Origin of the sequence: Methylobacterium sp. J-067 (assembly GCF_022829465.1) — a bacterium.
In the GTDB taxonomy this organism is placed as follows: Bacteria; Pseudomonadota; Alphaproteobacteria; order Rhizobiales; family Beijerinckiaceae; genus Methylobacterium; species Methylobacterium litchii.
Genome location: NZ_JAKSXZ010000058.1, coordinates 1 through 12,570, shown reverse-complemented (window position 1 = coordinate 12,570; position 12,570 = coordinate 1). Strand labels below are relative to the sequence as shown.

16 protein-coding genes and 1 pseudogene are annotated in these 12,570 nt (G+C 61.9%); 4 read left to right on the top strand and 13 right to left on the bottom strand.

The window, feature by feature from the left end:
* Positions 1-6 precede the first annotated feature (6 nt).
* Entirely contained in the window at positions 7-219 is a 213-nt protein-coding gene (locus tag MKK52_RS05520; protein ID WP_243952821.1) for a hypothetical protein, read from the top strand.
* On the opposite strand, the gene MKK52_RS05515 is transcribed toward MKK52_RS05520, so the two are convergent.
* A complete protein-coding gene (locus tag MKK52_RS05515) occupies positions 189-620 on the bottom strand; it encodes a hypothetical protein (protein ID WP_243952820.1) in 432 nt (143 codons plus the stop codon). The two genes, MKK52_RS05520 and MKK52_RS05515, sit on opposite strands and share 31 nt — an antisense overlap.
* Positions 620-859, bottom strand: coding sequence for a hypothetical protein (locus MKK52_RS05510; RefSeq protein WP_243952819.1), 240 nt, complete (start codon positions 857-859; stop codon positions 620-622). The genes MKK52_RS05515 and MKK52_RS05510 overlap by 1 nt, the downstream gene beginning before the upstream one ends.
* Positions 860-1,248: 389 nt before the next feature.
* On the opposite strand from MKK52_RS05510, the gene MKK52_RS05505 reads away from it, so the two are divergent.
* Entirely contained in the window at positions 1,249-2,001 is a 753-nt protein-coding gene (locus MKK52_RS05505) for a hypothetical protein (protein ID WP_243952818.1), read from the top strand.
* 74 nt (positions 2,002-2,075) lie between these two features.
* Here MKK52_RS05505 and MKK52_RS05500 read toward each other — a convergent pair whose 3' ends face one another.
* Positions 2,076-2,444 (bottom strand): hypothetical protein, encoded by a 369-nt coding sequence (locus MKK52_RS05500; RefSeq protein WP_243952817.1) that lies wholly within the window; start codon positions 2,442-2,444, stop codon positions 2,076-2,078.
* Between the two features lie 801 nt (positions 2,445-3,245).
* Entirely contained in the window at positions 3,246-3,437 is a 192-nt protein-coding gene (locus MKK52_RS05495) for a caspase family protein (protein WP_243952816.1), read from the bottom strand.
* 345 nt (positions 3,438-3,782) lie between these two features.
* Between MKK52_RS05495 and MKK52_RS05490 the strand changes: the two genes are divergently transcribed.
* Positions 3,783-4,136, top strand: a complete 354-nt coding sequence (locus MKK52_RS05490) for a flagellar biosynthesis protein FlgC (RefSeq protein WP_243952815.1) — start codon at positions 3,783-3,785, stop codon at positions 4,134-4,136.
* Between the two features lie 124 nt (positions 4,137-4,260).
* On the opposite strand, the gene MKK52_RS05485 is transcribed toward MKK52_RS05490, so the two are convergent.
* The 8 genes from MKK52_RS05485 to MKK52_RS05450 all read right to left on the bottom strand — a co-directional run bounded on the left by MKK52_RS05485 (position 4,261) and on the right by MKK52_RS05450 (position 10,936).
* Complete coding sequence (locus tag MKK52_RS05485; protein ID WP_243952814.1) at positions 4,261-6,237, bottom strand: hypothetical protein; 1,977 nt, start codon at positions 6,235-6,237, stop codon at positions 4,261-4,263.
* A gap of 10 nt (positions 6,238-6,247) precedes the next feature.
* Complete coding sequence (locus MKK52_RS05480; protein ID WP_243952813.1) at positions 6,248-6,697, bottom strand: phage tail assembly chaperone; 450 nt, start codon at positions 6,695-6,697, stop codon at positions 6,248-6,250.
* A gap of 13 nt (positions 6,698-6,710) precedes the next feature.
* The gene (locus tag MKK52_RS05475) at positions 6,711-7,232 is read right to left on the bottom strand and encodes a hypothetical protein (protein ID WP_243952812.1); all 522 of its coding nucleotides are present in this window, start codon (positions 7,230-7,232) and stop codon (positions 6,711-6,713) included.
* 216 nt (positions 7,233-7,448) lie between these two features.
* Positions 7,449-8,144: a hypothetical protein gene (locus MKK52_RS05470; protein WP_243952811.1), complete on the bottom strand. Its 696-nt coding sequence runs from the start codon at positions 8,142-8,144 to the stop codon at positions 7,449-7,451.
* 4 nt (positions 8,145-8,148) lie between these two features.
* Entirely contained in the window at positions 8,149-8,541 is a 393-nt protein-coding gene (locus MKK52_RS05465; protein ID WP_243952810.1) for a hypothetical protein, read from the bottom strand.
* Between the two features lie 35 nt (positions 8,542-8,576).
* Positions 8,577-9,098, bottom strand: a complete 522-nt coding sequence (locus MKK52_RS05460) for a hypothetical protein (protein WP_243952809.1) — start codon at positions 9,096-9,098, stop codon at positions 8,577-8,579.
* 75 nt (positions 9,099-9,173) lie between these two features.
* Positions 9,174-10,682, bottom strand: a complete 1,509-nt coding sequence (locus MKK52_RS05455) for a hypothetical protein (RefSeq protein WP_243952808.1) — start codon at positions 10,680-10,682, stop codon at positions 9,174-9,176.
* On the bottom strand, positions 10,679-10,936 hold the full coding sequence (locus MKK52_RS05450; protein WP_243952807.1) for a hypothetical protein: 258 nt from the start codon (positions 10,934-10,936) through the stop codon (positions 10,679-10,681). Before MKK52_RS05450 ends, MKK52_RS05455 begins: the two co-directional genes overlap by 4 nt.
* A 408-nt stretch (positions 10,937-11,344) precedes the next feature.
* Here MKK52_RS05450 and MKK52_RS05445 point away from each other — a divergent pair, with 408 nt between their 5' ends.
* Positions 11,345-11,608, top strand: a complete 264-nt coding sequence (locus MKK52_RS05445) for a hypothetical protein (RefSeq protein WP_243952806.1) — start codon at positions 11,345-11,347, stop codon at positions 11,606-11,608.
* A 487-nt stretch (positions 11,609-12,095) separates the two neighbouring features.
* Here the strand turns inward: MKK52_RS05445 and MKK52_RS05440 are convergent.
* Positions 12,096-12,570: pseudogene (locus tag MKK52_RS05440) on the bottom strand (hypothetical protein); the annotation flags it as partial.

Sequence of the window (12,570 nt, the reverse complement as noted above, 5' to 3'; positions counted from 1 at the left end):
GCGTGGATGCCCTTCTCGATTATGGCGCTACCGCTGCCCGAACCCTGCTCGCCGGACGAGATCGTTGGCGAGATCCACCCGACGCCTGGATCGGGCGAAGGCTTCATCTGCGTCCCGCAACAGCAGGTCGGATCGCATAAGGTCGTGCCGGGCGAGCCGGATCTGCGCGACAGCAAGGACGGAGAGGATCAGGCGCATAGCGTGCCCTCCATCAAGTGATGCAATTCGAGCAGCAGCCCGTTGGACATATCGTTCAAATAAACGTGCTCCGATTTCGACTTAAGGTCTACTTCTGCTTGCAAGTCCTCTACAGGCCGCAAGCGGAGCACGCACGCCGCTTTCGCCAGAATGTCCGATAGGTTACGCGATGGAAACGCGAGCACCTTCACCCTCATCGCGCCAGCAGTACCTACATACTCAGCGTGGACGAGGTACTCACAGTTTTCGTCGTCCAAGTAGGCGTTGAGCAAGGCGTTCGTCCGGTCATGCTCAGCGATGAGAGCAGTAAGCTCGGGCGAGACGTCGGGCGGCAAGCGGATGCCAACACCCTTCAACGGAAGTCCGGCAAGCGGTGCCGCAGCGAGTGCGCCGAGGGCGGTGCGACGGGTCGAGGCACCCATTAGCGCCTCCCCCGCGGCTGCACGTTGTAGAACGCGTTGTCGCCATCCAGCACGTCGAGCAAGGCGATGTCGGCCTCGATCCGCTCGGCGATCCGGCGGCGCAACTCGCCAATGCGCTGGCGGTCGGGATCGGCGGCTTGCATGGCCGCGAGGGCGATGGTGACGGGGCCACGCTGTGCGGAAGGCAAGCGCGGGCGTTCACCGCCGCGAACGGGCGGTGTAAGGTGGTGGATAGCCATGAACAGCACTCCGAGTGCGGTTGGTGGTCAGAGCTGAGGTTAGGTTGCAGCCTTGCCTCAGCTCGTATTTTATGGTTGCATCAAATTATGCGGCCGTCAATTCCTGCATCCAAAAAATCTCGCGGCCGACCGGCTACCGGTGTCGGCATACCTGTGCAGGTTAGATTGCAACCGGCGCAGGTTGTGCCGCTCGACGCGTGGATCGCTGCTCAGCCCGATCCGAAGCCTTCGCGTCCGGAAGCAATCCGCTACGCCCTCACGGATTGGCTGACAGGCCAAGGTTATGTTCGGCGCAGCGAGGATCCGGAGAGAGCGAACTAACCTTCGCGTCGAATATGGGTCAGGCAAAATTCAACCGGCAAATGCATTCTGCCCTCAGGTCGGGGGAAATGACGTGCATCTATTGCGGCGTGGCGCCCGCCCTCACGGTGGATCACATGCCGCCGCGCATGGTCTTTGAGAACAAGCAAAGACCCGATGGGCTCGTTTTTCCTGCTTGCAAGGAATGCAACGAGCTTACGCGGGATAACGATGCCATAATCTCATGGTTCTCACGGCTCTACTACGGCGGCTTTCAAGAGAGCGTGTCGCCCGAATTCGAACGCTTGTCGCGAGCGATGGCGCGCTATCCCGAGCTAACCAGGGAATTCAAATTCAAAGAACGGCTGCGATATATTCGCAATGCACAGGGACTAATAGTTCCGACCGACATGGTTACGGTAAACGTTGGACCAATTACTAGGGCAGTACTTGAACAGTTCGCGTTAAAATTTGCGCTCGCAATGCATTGGCACGTCAGCGGTGAGATTGTCCCAGCAGATGTTCCCATATGGGTCATGGGCACAACAAACTATCATCAGATGACGAACCGGCATGTGCGCAGAATGTTAGCTACTTTCCAAGCGAAAGAAGTTATGCGTCAAGGTATTATGACTAGCGCAGGTCAGTTCGCCTATCAAAGCATCTACGTTGCCGATACCGGGGAGAGTATACATTACGGTGGGTTTCGAGAAAGCTTTGCTGTTTGTTGCCAAGTGCGGCCAGCAATGCTCAGCGTACTACCTCCGTCGTCGATCCGCTTTCGGCGCGATCTTCGGCGTCCTTTCCCATATTTAGACCCTATCGCGCAGCTGGAAGGCTGAATTGAGGACGTTGGGGCAAGCCCGAACTGTCCCGGAGAGACATGCAAGGTCAGCTCATGCGATGCGCGTTGCCACTAGCCACTCAGGATGCGGCAGTGAGCCGCATCGTAAAGATAAGAGCCTATTTGAGGTGCGGGCATCTCGGTTTCGTTTTGCAAATCTATAATGATGCAATGCGTATCGTGAAATCCGATCACATCCCCGAGTAAAATCTTTCTCTTGCTTATTACTCTCATGGCGTATTGACCTGACAGTACCGGATCAATTCTAAATGCACTTACTCTTCCTATTATCTTTTCATCATCATAAATCTTATCAGTCTTCATTTTAAAAGCGGCCGGTTGCTTGGGATAAATCCATGCCAGCGATGAAATAATCAGAGCTGCTGGAGCCGTTGCCGCCGCAATGGCTGAGCACCAATCGTTGAAGGACTGTGGTCGCATAACGGCAGATTGTAGGAACACCCCGCGCCCGGCAAGGCAGTGCGGCTTTCATGCGTGTACCATCTCGACATCACACACTCGGCACTTATCCTGTCGCGATGCGCTACGCCATCGCCGCCCTCGGTCTCATCGTCGCTGCCGTGGCGGCGAAGGCTCAGAGTCCAGCGGACATCGCTGCCTGCCGGGACGTGACGGACTCGTTGCTCCGCCTGCGATGCTTCGATGACGTGTCTAAACCTGCGGCGAAGAAGCCCCCCGTGGCTCCGCCTGTCACGGCGAAGGTGAAGGCTCCTGACTTCAAAGCCTACGCCGTTGAGCCGTACCGTGGCACCATTGGCCTACCTGACTTCCGAGGGCGCGACCGTCAGCACGCGAACTATAGAACCCGCATATTGGCCGGTACGAAAGCAGGTCCGAATTTCGCGGGCTACTTGGCGCTTGTGCCGATTGGTTGCGGAGGCGGATGCGTCTTCGTGCCAGTGGTTGACGTGCGAACGGGACGGGTATTCGACTCCCCACTTGGGGGAGAGGATCAGATGTCGCTTGATCTCAAGTATCAGGTAGATAGCCGTCTCATCTCCACGCGCTACATCTCAAACGAACGCTGCAAGTCAGAAGAAATCGTATGGACCGGAAGCGCCTTCCAAAGGGGCACTGTTCGGGATCTTGGCGAGCAGGATGTGTGCTGGTCGTCGAATTAGTCATCGGCCACACGAGTAGCCTCTCTATATCGGATCCCTATCTGCCCAATCCGGTGCAACATCAACAAAACGTCCGAAGCCGCTCACGGGTAACTCATAGCTAGTCCCAGTCGATATCCAGGGATCGCTCAAAGGCCGGAGCCGACAACTCCTTACCCTTGGGGTCCAAGACTACGACCTCTCGGAAGCCGCGTCGTTGCAGCTCCCATGTCTTCTCCATCGCCTGCTCGTCCGTCCCGCAGGCAAAGGTCATAGCCCGGCCTTTCGGATCGATCCCCTTCACCGTGAACACGACACGCTCCCCGTCGTTGGCAGAAATGTAGGGCTGCTGAACGAGGGTTCGCCCCCCGCTCAGGTCTTAGATGGGTAGGGCATTCGAGTCCGTCACCGCACCGCCGCCGAGACATTCCGCAGCGACATCGCGTTGACATCGCCATCCGCCCGGCAAACCAACGCTCGGTCACGATAACGCTACCAAGCTCCCTTTACCCCTGTCAGCGAGCAGTTCGTTGACGTTCTGTTAACCGTAAAAATTAAGCGTGCGTTCACACATCACAACGTCCTCCACCCGGCCCGAACAATGTCAGCAATGGACCCCCTGAAGTCAGCATCGGGACTGCTAGCAGCAGGACGACGAATGCAGACCGGGCATATGCGTGTTCTTTCCGAGAATATCGCCAATGCCAACTCTACTGCGAAGACGCCGGGCGGTGATCCCTATGGCCGAAAGATAGCTATCTTCAACCCCATCTTGCCTGACAGTGATGAAAATCCGGTCGGCCGCGTAGCTAGAGATACCGCTGAGTTTCGCAGCGTTTACGATCCAAGCAATGCCGTTGCAGACTCTAAAGGCATTGTGAAGCTTCCGAACATAGATATGACCGTTGAGTCCTCAAAGCTTCAGGAAATGATCCGGTCGTACGAATTGAATTTGAATGCATCCTCATCGATAGACAAAGTAAATCAAGCGACTCTCGATCTGCTACGATGAACCAGTATGGCCTAAGGCCTGCTATCGGATCGTGGTCTGGACGTTTCACAAGCTCATGTCGTGCGCCTAACCGATGCCGCGCGTCACGGCCGAGACGGAGCCTACAGATCGGCGGCCCTTTTTATTAGACCACCGCACTCTGAGCGTTCGCCAGAGCAAGGCTATGGACTCGGCCGAGCGTCCCTTCCATCAAGCGTGAAGCAGTTCGGGGATCGCCCGCCGTCTGCACATTCACGTTGTTGGTGATGTTCTGGGACACCGACCGGCTGTTCGTATTGTTGTTCGTGGTTGGGCTAGCGGCCGAGGGAGCCGGCTGCATCAGGTTCGCAGGGTCGATGTGGTTCGGGTCGAAGTTGCCGGGCGTGCGGAGCGAGGTCGGAGCGGGTACCGGCGGGGGGGTATGGACCGGCCTGTATCCTGAGTTGCCCCAGCGCGGATCTGCATCGGCATCGCCGCGATAGCCCATCCAGTTACTAAGCCAGCGGCGCCCGTTCTTCTTCAACCCTTCCGCCACCCAACGAACCTGCGCGGGGATCGTGCGCGGATCACGGACATCGAGGCCAGTTTCCTTCTCGAACTGAACGCCGAGGCCGCGCCTTCGGTTAAGCTGGAATGGCCCCCACGACGACTCGCGGGCATTGTCTACCACGTCGTAATTGTTGCGGTGTCCGCTCTCGCCCCGGCGGATGCCATGCATGATGCGGACATCAATTCCGGCTCGACGGGCCTCTCGCTCGTACAGAGCGGTCAGACTGTTTGCATCGCTGGTCGGAGGTACGCCCGAAAAGGTTTGAGGCGCGGTGTCGTTCCCGCCTTGCGCGGCCGCCGCTGAGCCTCCTCCAAACGCTCGTCTCACCGCATTGACGCCACGGCGAAACAAGCCGGGACTTTCGGCTTCACCGGCATAGCGTTGTGCGGTCATGTCGTTCAGGATCACGGCTGTCCTGCTGGCATCGCCGTGGACGCCCCCATATTCTCGCACACCACTGTTGCCGAGCAGAAACCCCGCAACCTTCGAAATTGTCTCAATACCTTTCGCGACACGCTCGACGCGTTTCGCGAAGTCGTCCCATCGCTTGATAAGCTCGTTGCCACCTTCACCCACCATCCAGTCGGTGAACTCGGCGAATTTAGTTGCGATCAGGACGAGGCCCTTCGTGATGTCGTCTAGGATCTTCTGGACCTGCTCCGGGTGTGCGGCCACCCAATCGTTGAACCGCCTCACGATAGCTTCCAGGGCGGGCGCAAGGCTCACCATCAGCTTGTCGCTGAGTGCCGACGCGGTGGCCTGCAACTTCGTCAATGAACGCCAGAATGATTGCGACGCTTCCGTTGCCTTCTGGGAGTCCACGCCGAGCGATTGAGTGGTACGATTGTACTCGGTGCGATACTCGCGGATTTGCTGAAGGTGATCCGAGACGAGCTTAAAATCTTCCTCGCTAATGCCGAGCATTCCGGCATGCTGGTGCCCCACGACATAGGGCTCGCGGGCCAACGCGGCCACGGTGTCGAGGTACTGGTCGCCCATATCCTTGGACGTATTGACCCCAAGCTGCTGCACGAAGCCTTTCAGGCCGGGATTGGTCCGCATAGCCTGCGCGAACTTTTCAACAGCGCCGATGGCCTGCTGGGCCGAGCCGCCCGTCTGCTTGAAGGCATAGCCAAGGGAATTGAGGCTCTGAACCGAAGCCCCCGTCCGCTGCGACACGAAGCCAAGGTTGTCGAAGGCGCTTGCGACACGGCCGACTGCATAACTAATCGCTGTAGCTGCCGCAGTCGCGGCGAGAGCCGCCTTGTTCCATCCAGCGATGAACTCCTTGTGCCGCTCCTCGCGCTTGCGGGCTGTCTCTTTCTCAGACTTCTCGCGCTCCTGCGCTTCGGCGAGGGAGGCGCGAGCCTCCTTGAGGCGCGTCTCGCGCGTCAGCTTCGCGATCTCCTCCTCTGTCTTAGCGCCTTCCCAACGGGCATCTTCGATCCGCTTTTCCGCCTCGCGGACGGCGCGCTCATAATCGGCGACGGACTTCTTCGCGGCCGTCTCAGACGCCTTGTTGACCTCAAAGCCCAAGGCGACGGCGAAGGATGCGATCCATTCGTTGGCCACGGCGATCCTCTCAGTGCAGTCGTTGGATGACGGTGCGGACCTCCGGCGGCACCGTATCGCCACCGCCATCCACCCATTGCTTGACGACGAAGCCCAGCACGCGACCCATCAGGATCTGCATGCTGGCACCGTCGATGTCCGTGAAGGCGGGCTCAGCACCGCCCGCAGGCCACACCGCGTGCCACTCGCTGCCGACCGCTCGCGACAAGGCTCCGAGGGTTGCGCGCTCGATGTAGTCGAGATTGTCGTCGGAGAGCGTGCCCCACCCCGACAGGGCGGTCTTAGCGATTTTCACCACGTCGAGGTCTGAGCGGATCGCGATCCGAGATCCGGGCGCCAACACCAAAGGGATGGCCTCAGAAAGAAGTGGGGCAAGGCGGCGCGTGATCCGAGTCTCAACCTGGGCGGGCATACCCTCAAAGCGATAGCGGTTGCCCTGGATCTCGAATTCATTCGCCATCGTTGGCCTCGTCTCAGTAACCGCTGCCGGCCAATGGGCGCGGCTGGATCGTGTAGGTGAACGACCGCCGGTACGCGCCCGTGTCGATCAGAGGCTTGGTGCCGGTGCGGCCGCGCCGAAGACGGCCCTTGATGGTGCGCTCGGCCAGCGGGGCGAATGCGCCGTCCGTGATCTTCGCCTGCACCGCGCTCGTGCCGATCAGGCCGACCTCGTGCAGAGCCCTCTCGGGTGCGGACAAGTCCCCCTGGAATGCCGCCGTCGCTCCGGCCGCGAGCAACTGAACCGCCTGCTCCCGAATGCTTTCCACACCAGGGACGAGATGCGGGCGCGCCGGCATGTTGATGGAAGGCTCGCCTCCCTCAAACAGGTAGCCGAGCACAGCATTGCTGATTGGCGGCTCGCCCTTCTCGCCAGGATGCATGCTCTCGGCGGGGATGCCGATCAGGACGCGCTTCTCCAACTCGCGGATCAGGGTCCGCGAAAAGGGATCAAGCCGAGTCGTGGGCTTCCTATGAATGCGGGTCGTCATCGGCATCGGAGGGATCTCTTCAGTGCCCCCGGCACGAACTGCGCCGGGGGGCTATGATCAGGACGCCGACCCGATAGGAGGCGGGCCGCGTCCTGTGCTGCCGGTTACTTGGAGAGCGCCACCCGGTAGCTGGGCGCCGCGCGGGGTGAAGCCCTGAAGCCCCCGCACTCGCTGCACGGCCGACCCGCTTACCGCTGAGAACGGGGCGGTGATCGCGCGGCATTAGGCAGCCGAGCGCGACGGCGCTTCGGCGAACACATCCTCCGGCATGGGGAGCAGGGCATCCGGGTCGGAACCCAAGCGGTCCCGCGCGGCCTGCCAAGGGCACGGCGGCAAGGTCGGAAGGCCTCGAACAACATGATGCTCGGCCATCGAAGTGCCCCCGCCGGGAAACCGGACGTTCAGGGCACCTTCAATGGCGCGGTCCAGCATCCGCACACGGGTCGTCAGCTTGGCGTACTCGGCGACCGCTGCCGAAGCGGCCGGCTCGGCGACGATGACAGCTCCGGCCGCCTCCCGCACCGTATCCGCCGCCATGCTGTGCGCGCTCTCCAACAGCCGGAGGTCGGTATCGATTATGGCTTCCTGCTCGCGCAGGCGCTCGACCTCCGCGTTCACCTTGGCAAGCTCGGCCTGCATCGCCTCGACGGGATCAGCCGTGGGCGGCTCCTCGCCATTGAGCAGCGCGTGCAACCGCTCGACATCATTCGTCCGGCGGTGGTGGGAGAGCTTGAGATCGTCCTCCAATGCGTACCGGCGCGACCAAAGCGGCTGATACTGCTCCATCAGGGCGGCCTTCTCGGCGCTCCTGGCCTGGACCAGTGCGGCACGACGGTCGCGCTCAAGGATGGCGTCGGCGAGCCGCTGCCGTTCAGGCGTGCGGGCTGGCGAGATAAGGGACAGGGAAGCCTTCGCCACGACGTCAGTCCCCCTTAAACATGTGGGGGAACATCTTGGCGCTCTCAGCCTGCTCGGCCTTCGTCATCGGGCGGGAGGGAGCCCGATTGAGGATCACCTTGCCGGGCGGCACGGCGCCGATGCGATTGCCGTCACCGAGTCGGAACATGTCCGGGTGCAGCGCCTCGATGGCCGCGCGATCCTGCACGATGTCATGCATGACCCGCTTGCGCGTGACGGCGTAGCCCCGCGCCTGACAATCCATCGCCAGCAGTTCGCGGCGCTTGATGGCAGCGTCGGCGGCCATGTCCTTAGCGGGCACGCCCTTCGCCAGCATGTCTTCCAAGGTCAGCAGATCGTCATCGGGGATCTTGCCCAGGCAAAATTCGAGGATGCGTTCCATGGTCTGTGGGGTCATCGGTTCTACTCCTGCAATCAGTGAATTGAATTTCCTCAGTACAGAACCGTAACGGTCGCACCGGGAGCGGCACTGATGTCGGCATCAACGACGGAGAAGTTGTTGAACAACTGACCAGTGCCAGCGCTGGGATCGAAGACAGGCACCGTCCCGCCCTGCGCCAGCTTGAGCAGAATGGGGCCTTGGCCACCCGATCTCACGAACGCGCCGCGACCGGGCGCAACTGGCGTTCCCGGCGTGAGCGTCACCGCGCGGACGTAGTTCGGTACGGTCGGCGCCGTCTGGCTAGCAGAGGTCGGGCTCTGACCCGGTGCGCCCAGCGTCGTTCCTGCGCCGATGGCCGCGAAGCCGCTGATGAGAGCAAGGGCGGCAGCGCGGGCCTGTCGAGGACTGTCGCTCAGATCATCCAGCACCATCACGTCGAAGCTGTTGATACCGTTCGACAGGGTGGTGGTGATGGCGGATGGGCCATTCACGCCGTCGCCTCCGATGGCGGCACGGCGGTTTACGGTGACGGTGTAGCCGGCGACGGTGCCGATGGTGCTGATGACGGGCATGGGGTGTCTCCGCGCGGGCAGGTCAGGATTTGCGGGGGCTGGTGCGCGGGCGTGCGCAGCGAGGGGCGGAAGCCATCAAAGCGTGCTCCCGTAGCGGTGGCGGCTTCGAGAAACCCCGAAGCGCGTGTGGTGATGAACCGGGCCAAAGGCAGCGGCTTGCTCGGCTGTGACGACGATGGGTTTGCGGCCAGTACCAACCAGCACCACCGCGCCCGCCGCTGCGTTGGCCACGTCGTCGTGGGCGCCCTTCACCTGCGGGTGGTCGATGATGTCCCGGCCGGTGCCGCGCGTGGTGCGGCGCTCAAGCGAGACGATCTGCGTCTCAAGCTTCGGCGCCTCGATCAGGCGGGCACTCTGTGAGTTCAGGATCGGCAGGAAGGCAGCATAGATCTCGGTCTTGCTCTTGTCCGAGATCTCGTAGGTCACGCCGTGCTTGGCGAACTGCTCGCGCGGCCACTCGCCCGCGTACTTGTCGCCCGTGACCTTCCGAACGCCGTAGGCCTTCAGCGTCTCTGCGAACCGCTCCACCACCAGCGCGGGGGATGTGCCGACCGTCTCCTCGCGGATCACGTCGAGGATCGTCAGATCACCCTGCCGGTGCGCGATGCCGAGCGTCATGCTGTCCGCACCGCCGCCGGCCGGATCCACGAAGGCGACGTAGCGAGTGCCTTGGACCGGAGGCCGCTCGCGGACCCCCACGTCCATGCAGGCCTGCACCGCCTCCAACGTGATGAAGGCTTCCACGTCGGCGCGGAACTCGGCGCCGTACTCAGCCGAGGCTGCCGCCGGATCGCGGGTGTAGGCCCGCTTCACCACCGCCGGGTCGAGGCTCGGGTTCATGGTCTGCGAGGGCGCCCGCAGCACCAGCACCGCCGGGTCGCCGTTCGGCCCGAAGTCCCGCTGATGGGTCCGGTACAACTCGCCCTTGCGCGCGTAGGGGCTCGACAGGACGCAGAGCGGGCCGCCCGTCGTCGCCAAGCCAGGGCGAACCGCGTCGAGGATCAGCGTGTCCGGGTTGGCGCTGTTCTCCAAGTGCCAGAACGCCACCTCGTCCGCGAGGCAGCCTGCCAGCGTCTCGCCCCGGATCGTTTTGAAGTTCGCCGGGCGGACCTCGATGTCCACGCCAGCATTCAACCGGATCGTGTCGGCGGTCGGATCACCGTCCACCATGTCCCGCATCTCGGTCGAGTGCTCGAACACCCCCAGCATGTATGAGAAGATCTTGGCGGCCTGGACCGTGGTCGAGGCCATGATCGGCAGCTTGATCCGCTCGCCGGGGGCCTGCACGCCGCTGTAGTCCACCAGCCCAGCGAGGTAGGCGCCCAGCACACTGAACGCGCGGGACTTGCCGCCGCGACGGCCGACGATGCCCCAAAGCTCGTCCACCGGGCGCTCAGGCTCGCGATCACGACTGGTCAGGGCGGCGTAGATCACCCGCTCGTCATCGGTCAGCGGCTCGCCCCGCGACGCGATCAGGATGGCCCGCCACGGCGCCCAGGTCTCACCGGGCAGGATCTCCGCGAAGATGGCGGGATCGGCCAAGGCCTCGCGCATGGTGCAGAGGGGGCGGCAAGCAGGGTTCACGGGCGGCGCCTCGCATAGCGCTCACGGACACCCTCCCGCTCAGGGGCCTTCGGAGACCCCATGCGGCGGGCCTGACGGTCCATGCGGTCGCCGATCTGGCCGAGGGCTTCCAAGTCCACGTTCTGACCACCCGCCATGGCCGCATGCAGCTTAGCGAGTTCCACCGCGAGTCCAGCATAGGCGCGGGCCGCCTCGCGCTGAGTGACCGACATGGCGGCCCGGCCACCGCGCTCGGCCTCGACCTCGTCAAGCACAGACTTGTAGTGGCGCGCTGCCTCTGTGCTGCCGGGCACAGTCACAAGGAAGGGCCGACTGCCGTTGGCAAGCGCTGAGCGTTGCTTGGCCGAACGAGGACTGACATTTAGTGGCTGGATCGACATCCGATCACCTAAATCCGATCTCACGAATATAGGTCGCAATCGAATATTTGTCCAATAAACCGCGATATTGTTCGTGCTAGTTCGTAGACGTTCGTAGCAGTTCTATTTGATGCACTTTCGCGAAGGGCCGAGGTCACAAAGTCCGGCTTTTGTTGGGTGTCTGTATCGAGAGTAAGCCAGAGGCAACCATGTCTTTGGATCGTATTTGCCTAGGCCCGGTGGCGCACGTAATTTTGAATACGGTCATGAAACCCGAGGCATCTCCAATTCGTAGCTTGTGCCATGACCAAGCTTCCGAACGCCTACAATCCGCTGCTCGACGCCATCGCTGCCGCACTCGGTGTGCCCGTGGAGGACTTCTTCGCCAATTCCACGGGGTCTGAGAGTGAGAACGTGCTCAACCTGCTTAAGGCATGGGTTGCCATCGGAAATGCTCAAGGCCAACGCCGGGTGCTGAGCCTCGCGCAGCATGAGGCGGAGAGGTCTACTGCGAGCGCGGCAACGCCCCGTCCAGACGTCGTGCCGTTCAGACGAGGCGACAACTGACACGCTCGGCTCGCACGAAACGCGAGCGGCGCAACGCTAAGAACAGCGTCAATCGTGGGCGAGAACGTGGGTAGCACCCGAGCGCATAAACCAACGCACTGTCACTAGTCAGCTTTTCCGCCTGCGTGGCGGAGAACATATCCGCCGCTAGGGTTTCCGGTGGGTCGTGCTGCCTGAGCTAGATTTTTCGGCTGGGGCGGTTCGGACACGCCGCGCTCTACAAACCCTATCTCGTGACCGTGCCGCACAGCGGATTACCGCCTATCGGGTCAACCGACTGAGCCTAGCGCCCTCACTTCATAGCAATAGCTATACTCGACCTACCCGACCTCTATGCGGCGGCTACCCCGGTACGATCTCGTTTGCCCCTTACCGAGCGTGACAACCGTGACAACCGTGACATCTGTCACGGACGTCCGGGGCCCGGAGCGTGACGGACGTGACAGTGACACTAAGGAGTGTCACGTCCGTCCGGCCGGGTGTCACGCTAGTCCGCATTCAGCACCAGCCAGAGGTGATCGACACCTTGGAGCTCGATTGAGGCGACGAGAGAGCGTCCAAGGGCTGCCTTGAGCGCTCGGCCAAATGCTTGCCGCTTGGCGTCGGCACGCTTCACCCCGTCCTCTCCATCTGCTGGGTACGTGAGATAGAAGGCATCGCGCACGCGCTCGACGGGGACGGCACGATGCTCAGCCCCCGTTGATCCGAACGGCCAGGATCTGATGCCGTTCTCGTCCATGGCGGCGGTAAGCGCCTGCCGAAATACCTTCAGCGAAGTTGGCCAGCGCTCCTTGCCTGCCGCAACGACGGCACCGGACGTCCGATCTGTCTGCCAATTGACAATGCAGGTCGTGATCGGCTCGCGGTCGTAGGTCTCGCCAACGGTCACGACGTCCAGAGAGTAGGGTATCTCGTAGCCACAGCGCCCGCCGCGAACCTTGCGGATCGCCATGCGGGTGTTG